General features: G+C 38.4%; 13 protein-coding genes. 4 read left to right on the top strand and 9 right to left on the bottom strand.

Going from position 1 to position 21,367, the window contains the following annotated elements; all coding sequences use genetic code 11:
* Positions 1-15 precede the first annotated feature (15 nt).
* A complete protein-coding gene (locus tag QM524_RS18180; RefSeq protein WP_095164977.1) occupies positions 16-885 on the bottom strand; it encodes an AraC family transcriptional regulator in 870 nt (289 codons plus the stop codon).
* A gap of 577 nt (positions 886-1,462) precedes the next feature.
* Here QM524_RS18180 and QM524_RS18175 point away from each other — a divergent pair.
* The 3 genes from QM524_RS18175 to QM524_RS18165 all read left to right on the top strand — a co-directional run bounded on the left by QM524_RS18175 (position 1,463) and on the right by QM524_RS18165 (position 7,416).
* Positions 1,463-2,170, top strand: a complete 708-nt coding sequence (locus tag QM524_RS18175; RefSeq protein WP_283345643.1) for a DUF3826 domain-containing protein — start codon at positions 1,463-1,465, stop codon at positions 2,168-2,170.
* 84 nt (positions 2,171-2,254) lie between these two features.
* Positions 2,255-5,527 carry a SusC/RagA family TonB-linked outer membrane protein gene (locus tag QM524_RS18170; RefSeq protein WP_283345642.1) on the top strand — a complete coding sequence of 1,091 codons (3,273 nt, stop codon included), beginning with the start codon at positions 2,255-2,257 and terminating at the stop codon, positions 5,525-5,527.
* Between the two features lie 59 nt (positions 5,528-5,586).
* Complete coding sequence (locus QM524_RS18165; RefSeq protein WP_283345641.1) at positions 5,587-7,416, top strand: RagB/SusD family nutrient uptake outer membrane protein; 1,830 nt, start codon at positions 5,587-5,589, stop codon at positions 7,414-7,416.
* Between the two features lie 292 nt (positions 7,417-7,708).
* Here the strand turns inward: QM524_RS18165 and QM524_RS18160 are convergent, their stop codons facing one another.
* The 8 genes from QM524_RS18160 to QM524_RS18125 form a co-directional block, all read right to left on the bottom strand.
* Complete coding sequence (locus tag QM524_RS18160; protein ID WP_283345640.1) at positions 7,709-8,626, bottom strand: bestrophin family protein; 918 nt, start codon at positions 8,624-8,626, stop codon at positions 7,709-7,711.
* A gap of 189 nt (positions 8,627-8,815) precedes the next feature.
* The gene (locus QM524_RS18155; protein ID WP_283345639.1) at positions 8,816-9,928 is read right to left on the bottom strand and encodes a glycoside hydrolase family protein; all 1,113 of its coding nucleotides are present in this window, start codon (positions 9,926-9,928) and stop codon (positions 8,816-8,818) included.
* A 19-nt stretch (positions 9,929-9,947) separates the two neighbouring features.
* Entirely contained in the window at positions 9,948-11,210 is a 1,263-nt protein-coding gene (locus tag QM524_RS18150) for a bile acid:sodium symporter family protein (RefSeq protein WP_283345638.1), read from the bottom strand.
* 9 nt (positions 11,211-11,219) lie between these two features.
* Positions 11,220-11,882, bottom strand: coding sequence for an aspartate/glutamate racemase family protein (locus QM524_RS18145; RefSeq protein WP_283345637.1), 663 nt, complete (start codon positions 11,880-11,882; stop codon positions 11,220-11,222).
* Positions 11,883-12,127: 245 nt separating this feature from the next.
* A complete protein-coding gene (locus QM524_RS18140; protein WP_283345636.1) occupies positions 12,128-13,039 on the bottom strand; it encodes a glycoside hydrolase family 43 protein in 912 nt (303 codons plus the stop codon).
* A gap of 33 nt (positions 13,040-13,072) precedes the next feature.
* Positions 13,073-14,917, bottom strand: a complete 1,845-nt coding sequence (locus QM524_RS18135) for a sialidase family protein (RefSeq protein WP_283345635.1) — start codon at positions 14,915-14,917, stop codon at positions 13,073-13,075.
* A 108-nt stretch (positions 14,918-15,025) separates the two neighbouring features.
* Positions 15,026-16,270: a ribulose-bisphosphate carboxylase large subunit family protein gene (locus QM524_RS18130; protein WP_283345634.1), complete on the bottom strand. Its 1,245-nt coding sequence runs from the start codon at positions 16,268-16,270 to the stop codon at positions 15,026-15,028.
* Between the two features lie 101 nt (positions 16,271-16,371).
* A complete protein-coding gene (locus QM524_RS18125; protein WP_283345633.1) occupies positions 16,372-18,402 on the bottom strand; it encodes an aceric acid hydrolase in 2,031 nt (676 codons plus the stop codon).
* Positions 18,403-18,682: 280 nt separating this feature from the next.
* Between QM524_RS18125 and QM524_RS18120 the strand changes: the two genes are divergently transcribed.
* Positions 18,683-21,010, top strand: coding sequence for a DUF5703 domain-containing protein (locus tag QM524_RS18120; protein ID WP_283345632.1), 2,328 nt, complete (start codon positions 18,683-18,685; stop codon positions 21,008-21,010).
* Positions 21,011-21,367 lie beyond the last annotated feature (357 nt).

The raw sequence follows: 21,367 nt of genomic DNA, 5'->3' as shown, positions 1-21,367 counted from the left end.
TTCGAAAGTCATCTGCTATTTCTTATGATATTTCCGCTTGTACTCCAGCGGAGTGATACCCATTACTTTTTTGAAATGTCTGTAAAAGTTCGACACATTGTTGAATCCACAATCAAAGCATATGACTTCGGTAGGTAGTTTATCCTCGACCAAAGCCCTACAAGCGTGTGAAATACGGATTTCAATCAAGAAATCATAGTAGGTCTTTTTAGTCATGAGCTTAAAGTAACGACAAAACGAAGTGACGCTCAAGTTACTAATCGCAGCAATTTCTTCGAGGGTAATATCCTTTTTATAGTTCATTAAAGTGTAATTACATACCTTATTCAATCGCAACGTATCCGACTCGTTCGATTGGTAAAAAGCTTGTCCACCAGCAATAGTCTCAAACTCATCACTTTCGGCCAAAAGATGTAGTATTGAAATAAGCAAAGAGATACGCTCTAAGTTTTTAGCTTGTGCAATTTTGATCATTAGCTCTGTCAGCCTCTCACGAGTTTCCCCAATAATTACCATACCGCTTTTGGCCTTCTCATACAATTTTGGGAGTAAATATGCTTCTGGTAAACCCAGCAAATATTTACCTAAACAATCAGGCAAAAATTGTATAACCACCGCCTCAACATCGAGATCATTATCTGGATAAAAATACTCTTCTTTACAACGCCAAGTATGGGGTAAGTTTTCGCCTACCAACACAATCTCACCATGCGAAAAGTTGCTGATATTATCACCAATAAAACGAACCCCTTCGCCTCTGATAATGTAATGCAGCTCTAGTTCAGGGTGGTAATGCCAGATACCTCCAAAGTTAGGTCTAACGTCGTGTCGGACACTAAAGGAGCTTTCTAGCTTAACAGGAACTTTCTGGAAAAGTGGTTTCATAACTCAATATTATCAAAAAAATAGGACTATTCTTTTATTTCTACTTTCTCTAAAAAACGTTCTACTATCAAAAATTTTGTACAATATATTCAAATATGATGATTCCAATTTATTATATGACAATATTCTACACTAAGTTGGTAAAAAAATGCATAAAAATAGGACTTTATATAGTGAAATTTGAATCGTAGAAACAACACAATTTTACTTGTATAAAAGAATATTACCAAATTATATAACTAACGTAATATAAAAAAAGTATAAAGTTGTCATTCTTTGCCTTGTCGATAAAACACAAATCACTAAAAATCAGCATATTACAAACAAAAAAACTTAGAAAATCAATTACACTATGTGTCATAATAACACTAATAGGAGTTCGCAAAATATAGGTTTTGAACAAGTTGAAAAGAATTCCATGATATTATGATAAAAGACTATAATAGATTGTCCTAAAAAACTTGAAAATCGTAATATTTTACCAAAAAGTATTGCTAATAAATCATAATCACTCTGGAGGCAGAAAAGTGTAAAAGAAAAATTTCAATACCAACATAACAGATAAATGTACCTTATAATGTTCCAATTCCGATTACTCTCGATCACCGCTTTATTACTAGGATTTGTGTTATTGGGAAATGCACAAAATGCTCAAGATATATCTGCAAAAGAAGCTGCTTACACCAAGACTATTACAGATAGAGCTGATAAGATTGTACAGAAGCTTGAAGTAAAGAAAGAAAAGAAAGCACTCAAGGTAAGAGACTTAATTGCCAATCAATATCGTAATCTCAACGACATCCACGAGCAAAAAAAGAATAGCATCTTAGCGCTCAAAGGTAATACCTCATTGAATAAGGAACAGCTTGCAGCAGAAATTCAGAAGGTAGAACAAAAAACAGAAGTTGATCAAACTACCTTACACGAAAAGTTTATCAAATCTCTTTCGAAAGAATTGTCTGACACACAAGTTGAAGCAGTAAAAGATGGCATGACTTACAATGTATTACCTAACACTTACAAAGCTTATCAAGAAATGCTTCCTGATTTGACAAAGGAGCAAAAGAAGCAAATTTTGGATTATTTAACTGAAGCAAGAGAACATGCTATGGATGCCGAAACCTCTGAAAAGAAACATGCTTGGTTTGGCAAATACAAAGGTAAAATCAACAATTATCTTTCAGCGCAAGGAGTAGATATGAAAAAAGCAGGGCAGGAGTGGGAGAAAAAAATTAAGGCAGCCGAGTCATCTAAAAAAGAACCAAACAAAACCTCTGGACAATAATAATTAGGAAAACTCAAAGTAACTCGAACGAAAGTCGAAAACGTACAAACACTATTTAGTACTCAATTTAATGTAAGGAAAAATATGACATTTCATTTACAACCACAATTTGGCAAACGTAAAGGCACTAAACTTACCTGTACTTTGCTATTAGCAGCCCAGTTCATTGCGGGAGCTCCTTTTTTGGAGGCAGCTCAAGCTTCAAATCCTGCGTTGGGTTCTGCCGTTAAGACAAGTAAAGCCGACCACACAGTGACAGGTTCTGTAAAGGACAGTGAGGGTGCACCTTTGGCAGGTGTAACAATTCGTATCAAAAACAGCAAAACTGGTACAACCACTAAGGCTGATGGTACATTTACACTTAATGCGCCAACGGGTAAAGAAACGCTAATTATTAGCTCAATTGGTTATAAAACACAGGAAGTTACCCTTGCAGATCGTAAAATCGTTAATGTCATTTTAGTTAGCGAAACTTCTTCTTTGGATGAAGTAGTAGTGGTGGGATATGGTCAGCAGAAGAAAATTCACTTGACTGGTGCTGTTGCTCAAATCGATATGAAGTCAATTGAAGACCTCCCTGTAGGTAGCTTGTCAGCGGCTTTGACAGCCCAACAACCTGGGGTTGGTGTTTCTGGTGGTTTTGCTCGTCCTGGCGATCCAGCTTCTATCACTATTCGTAACCCTACCTTACTATCAAAAGATGGAGGTACTCTTCGACCGTTGTATGTAATTGATAATATAATCCGCTCTGAAGATGATTTCAACACGTTAGATCAATCAGAAGTTGAAAATATCTCTATCTTAAAAGATGCTGCTGCTGCTGTATATGGTGCTAGAGGAGCTTACGGGGTAATTGTAGTCACAACAAAACGTGGTAAAACAGGTGCTCCAAAAATTTCTTACAGTACTTCAATTGGTCGTTCGGATGCACAACTACCAACCATGATGAATGGCTATCAATTGGCAACTTACATCAATGATTATAACATGAATACTGCTGACAAGTCAGTGTTATATTCACAAGACGAATTAGACTACTACAAAACTAATAGTCAATCTTGGTTAGAGCAGGCTTGGAAAGCATCTTATGTAACAAGACATACTTTGAATGTAAGTGGTGGTAATGATAAAGCAACATACTTTGCAGGTATTACTTACAACCAACAAAATGGTAATTTCGACAAAATTAATTTTGACCGTTGGACATTCCGTGCTAGTGCTGATGTAAAAGTTTCGAAAAATGTAAAAGCAGGTTTAGGTTTATCAGGTGACTTATCGACCAAAGATCGTTACTTGCTGAAACAAGGTGGTTCTGACAACGAAAAAGATTACAAATCTTTGTTGTATGCAGCTCCTTTCAAACCAGCCTACTACAATGGCTATCCAGTAAACTTAAGTGGTACAGGTAGTACATCTGAAAACTTCCACTTCTTTGAAGCACAAAAATCAAATAACTATTTGTTGTCAAAAAACAACGGTTTGAACCTTAATGTGTATTTGGAATACGAAGCGCCATTTTTGAAAGGTTTGAAAGCAAAAGTTACTTACAACCGTAACCTAGAAAATAACTGGGGTAAAGAATTTGGTACAAAATACAACCTGTACAACTTCAGTATGTTGGGAACAAACAAGCATATTGTAGGTGGTACTGTTCTTCCAACTCCTGTTACAGTAAGCAATAGTAACCGTATTTATTATTCTCCAAGTTACTCAGACGTTTATCAACTCAACGGGTATCTGACTTTTGACCGCACTTTTGGAAAACATAGCATTTCAGCATTAGCATTAGTAGAGCAATCAGAAACTTACTCAGATGGTGTTACCTCTTACCTTGACAACTTGGTTGATGGAGCACTAGACAATGCTGGTTATGCTTTGGGTGGTACAGCATCAGGTGCTGGTGTTGGTACTATTTCGGAAGCAGAAGCAGAAACTGGTCGTCTGTCTTATGTAGGTCGTTTAAACTATGCTTATGCTAACAAATACTTGGTTGAATTTACGGTTCGCCGTGATGCTTCTACCAACTTTGCTCCTGAAAATCGCTGGGGAACGTTCCCTTCATTGTCGCTGGGTTGGGTTATTTCAGAAGAACCATTCTTCAAAAACAATGTACGTTGGGTAGACCAATTAAAAGTTAGAGTATCGGGTGGTTTGACAGGTATGGATAACACCAGAGCCTATAACTGGTTGAAAAGTTACAACTTGATTCAAACAGGTAATGGTCCTGTATTTGGAGGAAACCTTGACCGTGCAGGTATCTTGCGTTTGAAAAACGCCATGCCAAACAGAGATGTATCATGGGATGATGACACCAAATTGAACGGAGGTATCGATGCTTCATTCTTGAGAAACCGTTTGAACTTAACGATTGATGGATTCTACGATCACCGTTACAATATGTTGACATCACTTACTTCGTCGGTTCCTTTAACTGTAGGTGCTGCATTGCCATCTGAAAACTTTGCTACAGTAGATGGTTTCGGTACAGAGATTTCATTAGGTTGGACAAATAAAATCAACCAAGATTGGTCATACAAAGTACGTGGATTCATGTCTTGGAGTGATAACAAACAAGTAAAAGTTGACTTCGATAAAGGTTTGACTGGTACATTTAGAGACCCATCAGGAAGATCTACAGATATGGGTGTATTAGGATTGAAAAGTATGGGTATGTTACGTACCCAAGCTGATGTAGATGCGTTGTTAGCTAAATACCCTAACTACACCATCTATGGTACCAAGCCAGCAGTGGGTATGTTGTATTATGATGATATCAGAGGTGCAAAAAGTACTACTCCTGATGCCAGTGGAAACTACACTTACGCAGCGCCAGATGGTAAAATCGATGATAACGATTTACAATATTTGACAAATAAAAAAGACAACCACTACGGTTTTGGGTTCAATTTCTCAACAACATACAAAAGATTATCATTCTCTTTTGCATTAGGTGGTTCGTTTGGTGGACAAGATTTGCTAGAATCAGGTGCAAGAAGTTGGGGTACATCTGCACAGGTTACAGCTAAAACAAACTTGCCAATCAACTTAGTAGATCACTGGACAGTAGATAATCCAAATGCGATGTATCCTGCGCCTGCCTATCGTGCACAAAATGGATACGATTCTGACTTCTGGTTTGTAAGTTCGTTTAACATGTCTGTTCGTACTTTAAATATCTCTTATGATATTCCAAAAACTGTTACAGAAAAATTGAATATCAATGGAGCTAGAATCTATGTGACAGCGACAAACCCACTTAACCTTTATAACCCATACAGTTACAAGCAATATTCAGGGGCATTTGATGTGTATCCTACACTTCGTACATTCTCAGCTGGTATTAACTTGAATTTGTAATCGTTTCAGACGTTGGACAGGTCAGCTTCGGCTGACCATTTCAAAAAAAACTAAGAATAATGAAAAAGAAATATATTTTATGGACGGCACTTTGCTCAATGTTCGCATTAGCTAGTTGTGAAAGTGTTCTTGATAAAACTGACTTAGGAGCGGCAGATCCAGATTTAGTATCAGGTGACTCAGTATTAGCCAATCTTTCATTGAACTATATCTACAACCAAAACCTTCCTGATTGGGGTGGATATACAGCTGTAAGTGGTTTGGGAAGTAGTACTTACACTGAGGAATCTTATAACCAAGGTTCTTCACAAAACAAGTATCTTGAAGGAGCTATTGCCGAAAATGATGTAACAGATTTTGGTACAGCGTTGAATGCCACCAACAACTACGGTAAAATTCGTACTATCAACTCATTCATTTCGGATTTGCAACAAAATCCTAAAATGGATGCTGGCGCCAAAAACCGTTTATTAGCACAGGCGTATTTCTTCAGAGCTTGGCGTTATTTTGAATTGGTAAAACTTTATGGCGGTGTGCCATTAGTATTAACTCCTCAAAATGCTGTTGGTATTGAAAATCGTGAGGCTACATTTTTACCAAGAAATACGACTTCACAGTGTATCAAGCAAATCTCTGCTGATTTAGATTCTGCGGCAAAATATCTTCCTGCTACATGGGCGAGCCCAGCAGCAAACTGGGGACGTATCACAAAAGGTGGCGCTATGGCCTTGAAAGGGCGTTTGTTGTTGTATGCTGCATCACCACAGTTTAACCCAACTGATGTAAATACTAAATGGCAGGCGGCTTATGATGCCAACAAAGCGGCTTATGATGCATTGACTGCCAACGGTTCTAAGTTGATTGCTGATTATGCAAAAATTTGGTTTACTGAATCAGGAAATACTGAAGCTGTTTTTGTAACTGGATATAACACCTCTGTAGGTGACCAACAAAAAAGAAACAGCGGTTGGGAATCTTCAAACCGTCCTAAATACTCAACTGTATCTGGTGGTGGTTCAAATCTTCCTTCTTGGGATATGGTAAAAGCTTATCCAATGAAGGATGGTAAAAAACCTGGTGAGTCAAAATACACTTATTCTGACTTATTGTTCTTCAAAGATCGTGATCCTCGTTTTGAGAAAACTATCGCTTATAATGGTTGTACTTGGCCAATGAGCAATGTACCAAACAACAGACTTTGGACATATTATGCAGCAGGTAAGAGTGTTGAAAATGGTGGCGTAAACTTTAGTTTTACAGGTTTCTATTGTAAAAAAGCTTTACAAACATCAGATGTAGCTGGTTCAACCCTTGATCAATCAAATACGATTTACTCAGGAACTGACTGGCAAGAAATCCGCTTTGCAGAGGTAATGTTGAACTATGCAGAATCTGCTGCTGGTGTTGGCAAATTGGATGAAGCCTATACTCAACTTATCAACGTACGCAAACGTGCAGGTATAGAAGCTGGCTCAGATAACCTTTATGGTTTGAAAGCCAATATGTCTCGTGCCGAAATGTTCAAAGCAATTTTAGATGAAAGACAGATAGAATTTGCGTTTGAAGGAAAACGTTTCTGGGATTTACGTCGTTGGAGATTATTAGAATCGACTTTGAATGGTTCTAAAGGAACAAAAGTGCAAATCAACTTGAAAACTACAGGTGTTCCTGCTGACTTTGCAACTACTCGTGATGGTATGAAATTGGAAGATGTTTATACTAACTATTTTACCATTGCATTAACACCAAATGGTTTGATGAGTCGCACGGCTATCAACTATTTACCAAAATATTATTTCTTCGCTATTCCAACTTCTGCCATTGATAATAACCCATTATTGAAGCAGAATGACGGTTGGACAAACGGCGCCTTTAACCCATTAGAATAAAATTATCAGTGATTTGATCACCAATAATACAAATTATTACTTTAGCATAATCGTCTGAAATTAGTAAAAGCTGTTCTCATTTGAGGACAGCTTTTTTTCGTTAGTGTAAATTAGGACAGGACGAAGGATTCTATTTTGTACAAATGTGTTTTTTCAAAGTTCTTGAAATTTAAGGTAGCGTCAATGCGGTTACCCAACTCAGCATGGCAACTGCAAGGGTTGCAGCTATATCAGTGCTATTTTATTGATAAGGCTCAATCTATGTACAATTCTTATACAATTAACTTTCTTCCTAGTCCAAAATATAGCCTTCCAATTGTGGTGGCGAAGGAACAGGCTCTCCTATCATTTCAGACAATGTTGTTTCAATGGTAAGACACATCGCATTGATTGGTAAATCGTTAGGCTCTGTTCCAAATGGTTCCTCTAATTCGTCGGCAATAGTTTCAAAAGCTACGAAAGTATAAGCAATAAAAACAGTGATAATAGGTGTAAGCCAACCCAAACTATCCACCAAACCAAATGGCAAAAAGAAACAATACAAATAGACAGTTCTATGCAATAACACACCATATGTGTAAGGTAGGGGTGTAGAGTGAATGCGTTCGCAACCACCAACAATAGCTGACAATTGATTCAAATTTGCATCCATCGCCATTTGTCCAATGGCATCAATTTTGCCTTCTAATTTGGCTTTTTTGACCCAATTCGCTAATTCATATTGCAGAAAGGTAGGTTTAAAACCTATACTTTTACTTCTTTCAAAAACCTCAGAAGGTAACCTTTTTTCTAAATCAATATCTGCATTTGTATGACGAAGTTGGTGTTTTAAAGCATAAGCAAAGGCTATAAGAATGGAAGTAAACTCTCTAATTTGTGGGCTTTTGCTATCGTAAGTAGTCAAACTCAAAGCTTGTCTGAGCAATGAGCGAGAGTCAATAACTAGTGCTCCCCAAAGTTTACGACCTTCCCAATAACGATCATAACTGGCATTATTTCGAAAACCTAGAAAAAGAGCAATCGCCAAACCAAACAAAGTAAATGGCGCAGGATTTAGAGGAATTTTATAGTCATAAAATGTACCATTAAAATGAACGACAATCATTGAGAAAACTAGTAATAAACTCAATCGTGGCAATAATTGTGGCAAAACCGAACCATGCCATATAAATAACATATAAAACCAGTTCTTTTTCTTTCGCTGTATCATAAACTTTAAAAGTTAACATTTTGTGTGTAAATCGCACTAAAGTTATGATAATTCAAAAAGAGAAGCAATGAAAAAGACAGCATGAAAACAAGTTGCATAAATTACCTTATGTTAAATAGAGAATTATTAGAACAAAAAGGCATACAAGAATTCTTGTATGCCTTACATATTCAACCTTAAGAAACTCATTTATGGCTTTTTAAGCTCCACGAATTTTACTTTACTTTTTCCAAAATCTTTAGATGTCGCAACGGCAATACCTCTTTGGTCGCCTTTGTTTACTCCACAATAAAAGTGATATACCACACCTTTATACTTTAATACAAAAGATTTATGTGCATATAATTCATCATAGGCTTCAGACGATTGAACAAGGCTTTCACCATCCCAATCCGTCCAATGCAATAAATCTTTGGAGACGGCAAAGCGATTAAAAGCACCTTTTCTATCTTTCCAAAATGCCCCAAAATAGAACATCACGTAGTTATCTCCTATCTTTTGAATTTGTGGATCGCCTGTAATTCCTTGAGAATGATAGACTAAAGGTTCTTCCTGTATTCTTTTCCATGAAACCATGTCATCCGAAACGGCCATACCAATGCGTTCATACCAACGAGTTTTTTTATTATTCACTGCCGAATCACCATTAGCATTGTAATACATCACAAACTCATGTCCCAAGTGTTTTTGTGAATCTTGAATCACAGTACTTTTGAATAGTTTCCGATTTTCCCACCAACGAGTATTTTTATCTGTTGCGGTCAAAACAGGTTTTTCTAACCTTTGCCATTCATGTGCCTTACTTGGGTCATCACTTGTGTATGCCATACTAATCGACAAATCGCCAGCTTCATATCCAGCAGCATTTCCGCCAAAATACGACATCCAATATTTTCCTTTATAGGGTTTTAGTTCATAACTACCACCCCAAGTCATATCTTGGAGCGCCATATAACCCGCTTTTTGGTTGGCATCCCAAACTTTTACTTTGGTCGTATCCGAAAATGACATCAATCTTCCTTTAGAAATCCAATTCAACAAATCTTTACTCTCGGCCAACCAAGTCTCATAGCCGCGACCATTGTAAATCAAGTAGGACATATACCATTTTTTCCCCTTTCGAAATACGGTCGGACAGTCCATTTTATGCTCTGTATCTTCGGGAACAAGCACCAAACCATATTTATAAGGCGTTTTTACTTCTTCATAAACAGCTTTCATTTCTTGAGAAGAAATCGTTTTTTGCCCAAATGAAGCACAGCAAACAGAAAAGAACAGTAAGGCTAATAAGCTCTTTTTCATACTATTATACATTAAAATGTTATTCATCAACCGCTCTTTTTCGCCAAAAATTAGCAAGAATAGAACCCGAAATATTCATCCAAGGACTAAATACTGCCGCTGGCAAGCCAACGGTTCCGAGCTTACCCATTGTTCCCGCAAGTCCAGAAGCCATACCTCCATTTTGTAAGCCAACTTCAAAAGCAATCGTGCGAGCGTCGGTTTTGCTCATACCAAAAAGGCGAGCCAACCAATATCCAAAGAAATACCCACTGGCATTATGAATTACCGACACCACAAAAAGTAAACCGCCCACTTTCAATAAGTTATCACGACCCGCCGCAGTAGTAACGGTGGTAAAATAAATAATGCCCATCATCGAAATGTATGGCATCCACGTATCCAGACGTGGCTCAAGCGTAGTAAGGAAGTGGTACACAACACCCATCACTATCGCCGCTAATATGAAGCCAAGTATTCCTAAAAATTCTCTTGGAGCGCCTTCTATGGCACTTTGTTTTAGGAAAAAAGCAATGCACAAAATCACTATCAGTGAAATCAACGCTACTATTCGAGCCTTTTTTAGAACCAATTTGTCCAAGTTTTTCAAAAAATCATATAACAATGCTGCGCCAATTGGAATCAGCACAATTTTGATTATTTCCATCATCATGCCTACAAAAGCTACCTCAATCAACGTTCCTGCCAATAGTTTCATAAGTAATGGCGTCAAAAATGGGGCAGCCAACGTTGCCATAGCCGTTACTACAACCGATAGAACTAGGTTTCCTTTTGCCAAATAAACCATTACATTCGATGCCAAACCAGAAGAACACGAGCCAATCAAAATGATGCCAGCGGCAATTTCTGGTTCAAAATGAAAAATTCTTGTCAACAAGAAACCCATCAAAGGCATTACCGAAAAATGGCAAAATAAGCCAACCAATACGCCTTTTCCTGTTGAACCAATACCTGCAAAATCTTTCACTTTGATATGCGCTCCCATACCAAACATCACAAACTGAATGATAATCAATATCAAAGTTTTATCTCTTAGATTAACACCTCCCCAAGACTTAAAAGCCTCAGGATAGAGCATTCCTGACAAAACAGCCGTCATAATCCAAGCCGTATATTGATAGTTTTTAAGAGATTCTACTTCTTTGATTCCTAAAGCAAAACACACAATACTAGCAATAGCCAAAGGAGATAACATTTCATTAGTTCCTGAAAACCAAAGAAGTACACACGCGATTAGCAATAGGAAGGAAAGAATTAAACAGGTTTTAAAGACAACTTTCATAGCTACAGGTTAGGATAAAGCTTGTTGAGAAGCCAAATATTCAATCGCAATTTGAGGACTTGAAAGAATAGGAACTTTCTTTTCGCTTGGATTCAAACTAGCAACCACTCGTGCCATAGAAGCCTGAGCCAGTACGATTACATCTACTTTTGATGCTAATTGTTTCAATACCTCTGTTACTTTCTGATCATGGGTCGTGGCATCGCCACGCATCAAGGCATCGAAAGCACCTTCACACAGTACAGCCTCCAATTGAATTTCCTTACTAGCCACTTCGGCACGACGAGAAATCAAATCAGCTGTTGGTTCAAGCGTAGATGATAAAGTCGCAATCACACCAATACGAGTGCCCATAGCAACAGCCTTGTCGGCCATTGGCTGGTCAACTCTCAGCACTGGAATATCTACCAAATGCTCTGAAAGTTCTACCGCTGGACCAATCGACGAACAAGTTACCAAAACCTGATCGGCCCCACCCATTTGTGCAGACTCTACGTAGCCAACCACTTGCTTGGCGATAGTAGGAGTGAGCGAACCCGAAGCAATAATATTCTTCACTAAAAAGTCATCTACAATATTGAACACTTGTACGCCAGGTAAAAAAGCTTGACAAAGCTCCTGAAATACAGGAATTAAGGTCGCAGATGTATGAACTAAGGCTAATTTTTTCATTGAGTAATAAGGTTATTTTGTGAGTTAAAAATTGGTAAGTAGGAAAAGGTTATTAGTTAACAGTATATTGGTTATTTGAAGATATTCATAATCAAAAGGTTATAGTCAAATTTTGCCTCACTTATACTATTAATTTAATCTTTCCCACTACTTAAGTTGGTGAGCAAAGAGCGTAAAAGTGTCTCTCACGAAATCATGAATACATTTTGCCTAATGCCTACGGCTTATGGCCTAAGTCAATTCTATTATGGTTGAGAAAGCAATTTTTTCAAGACCTTATGAGACACTTTGAAAATGGTTCCATGCTTATGACCTTCGGGAACTGACACAATTTTGGAGACATCTTCAAAAGTTTTAAAGTCTTTAGTACGCATGGCTTCGTAGGTTTTACTTTGGTACGAATCAAAATAAATGAGGTACTCCTCTCCTACCCTAACCACCGACGGTCCTTCGGTAAATTTCTTGGTAAATGGCTCAGAAACATGGCTAAATTCACCTGTAGCACTTTTCCCAAAAGCTACTTTAATATTACGATTTGGACGGGTATTGTCTTTTAATACCAATACATAATCGTCTTTTTTGCGAGGAACAATTACCGCATCAATAACGCTAAACTTAGGGTCCAAGAATAGTCTAGTTGTCGAAAATGTCTTAAAGTCCTTTGTGGTAGTCACATACATTCGATGATTGTTTTCTTCATCTTCTATTCCTTTTTCAAAACGTTTAGGAATACAAGAAGCCCAAATAATGACAAATTGTTTGGTTGCTTTATCATACAAAATCTCAGGCGCCCAAACGTTGACCGTACTTGGCTCATTTGCCATCACTGGAATAAACCGCTGCTCTGACCAATGAATCAAATCTTTGGAGGAAGCATAACCAAAGCCCAAATCGCCTTTCCAGCTACTTGTCCAAACCAAATGAAAAGTACCGTCGGGACCTTGTGCAATGGACGGGTCACGCATGACCTTTTGTTTACCAACCTTTGGGGCTAATAAAACCTTATTTAGATCTTTCCAATGATAAGCATCTTCACTATAAAGCATCCGTAATCCCTCATTAGCAGGTTCATGGAAAGAAGTAAAAAGGTAAACCTCTTTTTTACAAGAACTTGATAATAAAGCAATTAATAATAAAAATATTCCTGTTCGTTTCATAGGTTTAAAGGCTAGCAAATAGCGATAACTTTGTTATTTGACGATAAAATTTTTGATATAATAAACTGCCTCTGGTGCTTGTTCACCTGCATTTGGCACATCAAAATCTTGGTCAGTTGGCGTATCAGCATTCGGAAAACGGCGAACCTCTCCCGTACGGAAAACCACACGACGGAAAGATGCCACAGGTGCAAATTGTAGGCGAGTTCCCTTTTTCTGGCCATTGATATAAATGTCATACATACGTTTATATCTATCCAATTCAACACGAATTTCATACGACTTTCCAGCCTCATATGCCTGAACCCCTGAGTTTCGATAGCCCACTTTTGCTTTTAGCGTGCTATCCGAATCAAAAATCAAACGAGCAGCAGGCGTTCCCTTTTCATCCTGAAATTCAATATGCAACAAGCCTTTATTATTTTGCGCAGGAATAACCGTGAAAGTAATAGTAGTCTTAGTCGCTTCTGGAATAACACGTTCCGCCTTGGCAAAGTCAAAAGGATCTTTATCGTGTAAAGCCAAAGATTTTGAACCATCAGGAGCTTTTTCTATACCTACTTTTGCCCAAAGAGGACTATAAATATTCCATAACTCTAGCTCTTTGCCTTCTGGCATTTTATCAAATGTCTCATTGATAGTCCCATACACTTCACTCGCCACAGGAACAGGCACTTTACTTACCCAAATATCCTCTTTGTTCATGCTGTAGGTCAACCACATATTGCCATCGGGCGGGGTTCCGTTACCTTCAATAATACCTCGTACATATTGTGGACCATAAGATTTATAATTCCCACCATAGCGCATCGTCGAAATTTCTCCCGTTACTAATAATAAGTTCTTGTAATCCAATCCATTATCTGAAACAGAGATACCCAAAGGCCAACGAAATTCTGATGGATTATATACAGTCGCATATTGACCATTAGGCAATTTTTGACCCCAAATTTTTGCATTACTATTCACAAACCCTGGTGCGCGTAAAGGACTATATTCCCAAGTTTTACCTTCGTCTTTACTGATAGAAGTTAAAGCATGTTTCCATAAACCTACGACGTTTTTGTTTGGTAAATGATAAAAACTAAAAGCTTTTACTTCTTTCTTCAAAGGAATTAATTCGTCATCTCTATCTGCTTCTTCTACCCATTGTTGCATCATCAAAGGAGTTGCCAATAATTCGTTACACGCCTCAATAAAGCCTTTATCTTTACTTTGCGTAAACATCGTATAAGGTGATTGTTTCAAATCCCAAGTGCGATTCGGACGAATAAAATGAATAGGCCCAAAACTTCCATCTTTGTGTATTTCGCGCACCACACGACCTATTCCTTTTCCGTCGTTCGGGTCATCTTTGGCATCAAGGGCGATTCCGTAGTACGCCAAAGCCAGTAAACGGTTTTTCTTAGATACATAAAAACCCATACGTTGATGCATCACGGCATATAAATCTTTGGCTACACCTTTATATCCTTCCTTCGTCCAGCCATCAGGAATTTTATGGGGAGGAAACAAAACTACAGGGTTTGTCCAGTCCTTTCCATTCGAAGAAGTTTGTAAAAACGTTTGTCCAGGAGGAATATGCTCGCCCACAGGGTCGCTCAAAAACTCCAAGAAAAAGGTGTTATTCCAATACGCCAACATCGGAGCATGGTTATAGGTCCATGAACTCCCGCCTGCCCATTCGGGGTGTTCACGGTTGGCTCTAAACGTTTGGTAATTATGAACACCAACTGCCAAAGGCAGCTGTCCGTGATGATAATCGACATTCACTAAAGTTTTGCCAACATATCTTACGGTATCTTGGCAAATAGTTTTTTGAGAAAATAGGCTCAATAAAGCTATTCCCCAAAAATGTATGAAATTCTTTTTGTACATAAACAAAATATTTTTGGTAGAGACGTTGCGTGCAACGACTAACGCAAATGTTTTAAGTCTAAAAAGATGCCATCAGACATCTATATGAAGACGTTGCATGCAACGTCTCTACGATTTACCAAATTTCTCAACAGATTTTGCAAACTCTGGATATATTTTAGCGGCATCCTCTACAGACAAACCATCAACTGCCGCTTTCCAAGCTTGTTGCAAGGCCGTTACGCCAGCACTCGCGCCCATAGGATGTGCCATAATACCGCCACCTGCCATATACAGCAAATCAAGGGTTTGGGTACGACGATACGTTTCGGGCGCTTGGCCGCCCCATTGTCCTGACGATACTACTGGCAATACCTTATAACCTCCCAACATAGGTTTTAAACACTTTTCGATGGAAGTGACCACCGAATCATCTGATTCCCAAAATTTATTTTGAATACCATTTACATGCAATTGGTCAACCCCAGCCAAACGCCATAGTTTTTGATAGGCTGTGAATTCGATGCCTAGCAAAGGATGACGTGTCATCATTCCCCAACCATTGCGGTGGGCATGGATAGCTAAAGCACGTTGGTCACAGATTTTTTTGGTACCAGAAATACCTACACTATTGATACTCACCATAGCGCAAGTACCTCCCGCATTTACAATTTTTTCATAGCGTCGAAGCATATCATCTATATCTCCGCTGATATTAAAAGCATACATGACTTTTTTACCCGTTTTATCAGCATGACGATTAATCACATCCATAATCGCATCGACTCTTTTCTCGAATGGGGAATTGGCTGTAGAGCCCATCAATTCATCATCCTTTACAAAATCAATACCTGCTTCTGCTAATACCTTTACAGTTGCAGCAGTATCCTCTGGACTTAATCCTACACTTGGTTTAATAATCGTACCAATCAAAGGACGATCATAGACTTGTGTTAATTTGCGACATCCCTCTATGCCAAAAGCTGGTCCTTCAAAATGATTGCCGAAGGATGCTGGCACTTCGAGAGAAATCAATTTCAAACCTGTAAACTGTCGAATTTCGTACAAGTTGCCTTGCAAAGTCGAAATCATAACAGGCAAATTATAGCCAAAATTTTCGATTGACCACGATACCTCAACCATCGCACGGTGGTATTGTCCTGTTGGACTTTGGGCACCTGGGATAGCTGGCGTTGTTACTGTTTCGAGAAAAGTAACCTTTTCTACTCTCGCTGCAAAACGAGCTTTCAACTCCTCCGTTTCGCCTGGAACAGCCACAAATGTTCCAGAAGATTGTTCCCCAGCTAATACCATCGCAGCTTTTTCAGGAGCAAATGGCGTTTCGATATAATATGTTGCAAAAATTCTTTCCATGTGTAATACTTCGTAATGCTGTATGCTTTAGGCAATAAGCGCTAAGCAAAATATTTTGTTTTTCTAGCCTACAGCCTAAGGCTGACAGCTTAAAGCTATTTCTATCTACTCACTGGCAACCACACACTCATTTCGGTGTCGCCACGATTGGCCCATGCAAAATAAGGAATCAAAGAAACTTTCGTTGTTTGAGTGTTGGTTGAAACAGGACGATACAGCGAATTTTTCCATTGATTATCTATAACCAATTTCACGGAGCCTTCCAATGCTGTAACTTCGGTATTTACAATTTTCTGTTTTTTAGGAATCCACTGAGTTGTGGTCGGAATGAGGATAGAAGACAGTTTTTGGCTTGTTGGCAAATCTGCTGATTCTAAACAATATACAATTGGTCCACGCTTTACAGCCACCTGATTTCTGGTCTCTTCAACCAAGGGATTGGACTCAAGCAACTGGGTAGGCATAGCCAAACGCAATGTTAGCTTATCGCCTTTTTTCCAATTTTGTTTGATTCCAACATATTCACCAATCGCAACAGTCTGGTTCAATTTTTTACCATTTATAAAAATCTCAGCTCCTGTTGTCCAGCTTGGAATACGCAAATAAATCGTATAATTCTGACTTGGAATTTCTTTCAAATCCAAAGTAATATTGCCTTCCCAAGGATAATTGGTTTGTTGTTCAACCCACAACTTTTGTCCATTTTCTAATGTTGTTTGAAGCGTACTACCACCGTATAGGTTGATATACAGACCATCTTTTGCCAAACTATAGACATAATTATTGACCTCAGCGACCGTGCGAACAACATTGGGCGGACAGCAATTAGATTTACTGATATACGGAGAACGACCGCCATGCCAGCGCATCAAATATGGATAGTCTTTTGAAGCACTTAATGGATTGGTATAGAAGAACTTATTACCTTCCAAATTGACACCAGACAAAATACTATTATACAAAGCCAATTCCATAATATCGGCATATTTGGCCTCACCAGTCAATTGAAGCATACGCCAATTCCACAACAAATTTCCAATATTGGCACAAGTCTCATTATGAGCCGAATGGTTGGGTAACTGATAGGAACGTCCATACGCCTGATGAATTTTTTGTACAGTATCAGGTTTATAGGCCGTTCCGTCTGGAGAAACCCCATCATATAAAGCACCACAAGCACCAGTCACATACATTTTATGGTTAATTACATCATCCCAAAGGGCATTGAGAGGCGCTAGCAAAGTAGCATCCCCCGTTTCGGCATACACGTCTGCCACACCTGCAAACAAGTAGTTAGCACGCACCGCATGACCAATTACTTTCGTCATTTTGCGAAAAGGAACACGGTCAGAATTATCGTCAGTACCTTCTGATTCACCGCGAATCGTAATCAGTTTTTCTGCCAAAGCCAAGTAACGAGGCTCCTTGGTAGTTCGGTACATTTCGATAATACCCATGTAGTGAGATGGGCAAATTGCATTGCGAGCTTGTTCAGGGGAAGCGGTATTATAAAAACCAATCAAAAAATCTGTCGCCTTTTTGGCAATATTCAATAAGCTTGTTTTTCCAGTGACACGATAATGAATACAAGCCGCCGTCATCAAGTGTCCAAAATTATAAGCCTCAAAACTTAGCTTATCATCAAACATTTGTGTTTTCCCACTCGCTTTTTGTTCGATAATAGATTTGGTATAAATATAGCCATCAGGCTTTTGCGCCTTACCAATTACCTCAATCGCATGGTCGAGCCAGCCCTCCAACTGTGGGTCTTTAGTGGAAGCATACATCGCCGACACAGCTTCCAAAGTTTTATAAAAATCTCCATCATGAAATGAAGGACCTCTAAAACGTCCTTTGGCCAGACCTGCCGCTACCTCAAAATTGTGAAAGGCATGACAACTTATGGTATCGTTATAGCGATTCCAGAGGGTGGGAACCATGGTCTTTTTACAAACCTCAAATCTATCTGCCCAAAAACCCTTGGTCCAAGACACTGCTCCAATGTCAACGCTTTGGAGTTTAGCATATTTACTGCTTTGGGTATTTGTCAGCCCTTTAGTCTGTGAAAAAAGCGATTGAGTAAACAAACTCAAACACCCAATCAACAAGCCTTTTTGTAGGATATTCAACATAGTTTAGAAGATGTATATTTTCGGAATATATAAAATCTTATCATCGGTCAACAAAGGTACTAGGCTCTCAAAGTGTTTTTTTGTACCATTTTCTCCAAGTTTTATACCATATTACCTTTCATTTAGTCAACATTTTCTTGAAAGGAGCCAATATTGTATCTTGGCATAAGCTTCCGAAAAAATGCCTTCAAAATAGGCTAATTTTTAGAATGCTATGATAATATCGTACTGATTTTCGAAAAGGTTTTTCCTCTATAACAATCTGATAAAATTAAGGAAAATGAAAAAATTGCTATTCATTATAGGTTTGTGGCATTCATGTTTCACTGATATTTTGGCACAAAATACCCCAGCATCAATCGACCAATACAATGTAATTTGGAATAGTCCAAGTCAAAATGCAGGTGAATCTATGCCTTGTGGTGGTGGAGATATTGGCTTGAATGTATGGGTAGAAAAAGGCGATATCTATTTTTACATAGCTCGAAGCGGAACTTTTGATCATAACAATGCAGTCCTGAAACTCGGGAGAATGCGTTTAACGGTATCTCCAAATGTATTTGAAAACCCTAGCACTTTTACGCAAGTCCTCAGATTATCTTCGGGAGATGTTGTAATAGAAGGTAGCGACAGCAAAATCAAAACACAGGTTAAAATCTGGGTTGACATTTTTCGTCCTAATATTTACGTAGAAGTTAATAGCAATCAGGCGATTACAGCAAAAGCACAATATGAAAGCTGGCGTTATCAAGACCGTTTAATGAGTAAAGGCAAAGAAAATAATGCCAATTCCTACAAATGGGCGCCACCTCATCAGGTCGTTACGCGTAAGGATAGCATCCGCTTTGCCCCAAAAGGAATCCTATTTTATCATGAAAATGGTGACGAAATCTCAGCTTTTGATGTGGTGGTAAAACAACAAGGTTTGGATAGTTTGAAAAAACAGTTTTATAATCCTCTCAAAAATTTAGTTTTTGGTGGTATCATATCAGGCAATAACTGGCAACAAGATGGAACAGCACAAGGAAGGTACCGTGATACAGATTTTAAAGCTTGGAAAATCAAAACCATAAAATCATCTCGCCAACAACAATTGATGATTAGTTTGCATACCGCAACCACCACAAGTATCTCCGATTGGGAAAAGAGCTTATTAAAAACTCAAGCTGAGGGGCAAAAGGATATGCTAATGGCTCAAAAGGCTACACATAATTGGTGGAAAGAGTTTTGGCAAAAAAGCTTTATTCATATTACTCCCAATCAAAAAAATAGCAAAAGCTGGGAAATAGCACGCAACTATCAAGTTTTTAGATATCAATTAGCTTGTAATAACTTTGGACAATATCCTACAAAGTTTAATGGTGGTTTGTTTACGGTAGACCCTTACTTTACGGATACAACCATGAAATTTACTCCTGATTTTAGAAATTGGGGTGGTGGAACACATACTGCTCAAAATCAACGTTTGGTCTATTGGGGCTTGTTAAAAACAGGTGATTTTGAAGCGATGAAACCTCAATTTGATTTTTACAAAAGAATACTCAATAACGCCGAACTACGCACCAAATACTACTGGGGACATCAGGGAGCTAGTTTTACAGAACAAATTGAAAATTTTGGTTTACCTAATCCCGCAGAATATGGATGGAAACGACCTGCTGGATATGACAAAGGAATGGAATACAATGCTTGGCTCGAATACGAATGGGATACAGCATTGGAATTTTGTTCCATGATATTGGAAACTGAAAGATTTACAGGAAAAAATATCACTGAATATATTCCTTTGATAGAAAGTTGTCTTCGTTTCTTTGACGAGCATTATCAATATTTAGCTCAAAAACGAGGTAGTAAGGCTTTGGACGGCAACAAGCAATTAATCATTTACCCAGGTTCTGGTGCAGAAACTTACAAAATGGCCTATAATCCTAGCTCAACCATTGCAGGATTAAAAACGGTGTTGGAGCAGCTCCTCTCCTCGCCTTCCCTATTGGCTGAACAAAAAAAGCCTTGGGAAGAAATGCTCCTGAAAATTCCTCCAATGAGTTTCAGACAATTCGAAAATCATGTAACCATCGCTCCTGCCAAAACTTGGGAGCGTATCAATAATGTGGAAAGTCCACAACTTTACCCTGTATTTCCTTGGAATCGCTACGGAATTGGAAAGTCAGGTTTAGACACTGCACGCAATACCTATTTATATGATACCGATGTACTGAAATTTAGAAGCTATATTGGATGGAAACAAGATGTAATTTTTGCGGCTCGACTTGGACTAAGAGAAGAAGCGCAAAACTTGCTGGCGCTAAAACTTCAAAATGCTCCTCGCCGATTCCCTACTTTTTGGGGGCCGGGCTACGACTGGACACCCGATCATAATTGGGGTGGGTCGGGTATGATTGGTTTACAAGAAATGCTATTACAAACCACAGGTCAAAAAATATATCTGCTCCCTGCATGGCCCAAAGAATGGGATGTGCATTTCAAACTTCAAGCACCTTACCAAACAAGCGTAGAAGTAGAATGGAAAAATGGTAAGCTCGAAAAACTCATCGTCATACCCGAATCTCGACGAGCAGATATTATAGAAGCTTGGGATTTAAAATAGTTTATTTAGTGATTTGTGATTGAGTGATTGAGTGTTTATTATTTGAATTTTACGTGTAAGATTTACTAGTCCAAGACTTTGTCTTGGACTTATTTTTTATACAGTTTACAAACTGTAGCAAATACTAGTTCGAGACATGGCTTGAGACGCAAGGCATTGCGTCTCTACTAGTGAAACATAATCACTCATCCACTCAATCACAAATCACTAAATTTAAAATAACTCCCATTTTATTATAAAGTTGGTGGGCAAAATAGAATTTAATTTTTGTGCCCAAGGCATTCAGGTATCAGCTTTCGGCGGTGGGCTTTGTAAAAAAGCATGGCTGTGGTTAATAAAAACATTTTAACACTCTGT

It is taken from the genome of Flectobacillus roseus, from assembly GCF_030056595.1.
Taxonomy (GTDB): domain Bacteria; phylum Bacteroidota; class Bacteroidia; order Cytophagales; family Spirosomataceae; genus Flectobacillus; species Flectobacillus roseus.
The sequence above is the reverse complement of the archived record's forward strand: the minus strand, read 5'-3'. Positions and strand labels throughout refer to the sequence as shown.